Source organism: Ruegeria sp. YKSF57 (assembly GCF_059612585.1).
On the sequence record NZ_JBXWQW010000116.1, the window covers coordinates 1 to 1,002 of the forward strand.

Genomic DNA, 1,002 nt, shown 5'->3' on the forward strand with positions numbered 1-1,002 from the left:
GACCCGGAGCTGAAGCTGGGGCCAGCGGCCAATTCCATGGAGCGACGCGCGAAGTGGATGGCCGAGCGCCAGGGCCGGGAATACAAACCCGTCACCGAGCGTGGCGCTGTCGTCCATGCCGCTCGCCAGGCACGCGCCGCCTTCCGCGAAATGCGCGAACGCCTGGACATTGCGCGGGAGACTTACGGGATGGCCCGTGAGGAAGGGCAGGGCCGTGTCTCTGCCGGTCTGGCGGCACTCAGGGCCGCGACAGCGAAGGATCGCAGCAGCGAGCGCACCCCGGAGGACTTCCAGGAGCGTCTGGCGCGCGTCGTGGACCGGTCACGGGACCAGGACGACACGCCGAAACCAGACGGCCGCAATTATGCGCGGGAGCTGCTGAAAGAGATCATGGAGAAAGACGCAGGCCGGGACGGTCAGGCGGCGGTTCACAAGTTGGACGGGCACAGTGACCCGGAGCTTGGCGAAGACACCGGGCGCGAGGCGCGCAAGCCGTCCGTCAATGAGCGCCTGAAGGACGTGCTGAACAAGCCGCGCGAGCGGCTGGAACCGGATAACGACCGTGATCATGAACGCGATGATGATGAACAGGAAAACACGCGGGACAGGGACCGTGGCGAAGGCCACAGTCTGTGACGCGGTCTGACAGGGCAAACAGAGGAGACTGAAAAATGGATGAAGTGTTCAACGTGGGAAAAACGTTGCTGCTGGATGGGCAGCCCATGTCCTTGGTTACGCCCGCAGGCGTCGAGGGCTGGATCGATCAAGGGATCAAGTACAGCTATCGCTACGATCAGGTGCGCGATCCGCTCGACGGTCAGATGAAGTACCGCTGCATCTATGAGAAGGATGGGGCGGATGTGCCGTTTGTGCTGGTCAACAGTCCAAGTAGTGGCGATGGGCGCGTGATCCTGTTTGATGATGTGCGGGATCAGCCACCGGTGTTCCATCAGCGACGGTGAGCGATGCTGCGATGCCGCAAGGCCGCTTCGAGCCCATCTT

Annotated in this window: 1 protein-coding gene and 1 pseudogene; both read left to right on the forward strand. The window is 63.1% G+C overall.

The window, feature by feature from the left end:
* Positions 1 to 636: pseudogene (locus AC2FLX_RS22125) on the forward strand (MobQ family relaxase); the annotation flags it as partial.
* Between the two features lie 35 nt (positions 637 to 671).
* Entirely contained in the window at positions 672 to 962 is a 291-nt protein-coding gene (locus AC2FLX_RS22130; protein ID WP_037239045.1) for a hypothetical protein, read from the forward strand.
* Positions 963 to 1,002: the final 40 nt, after the last annotated feature.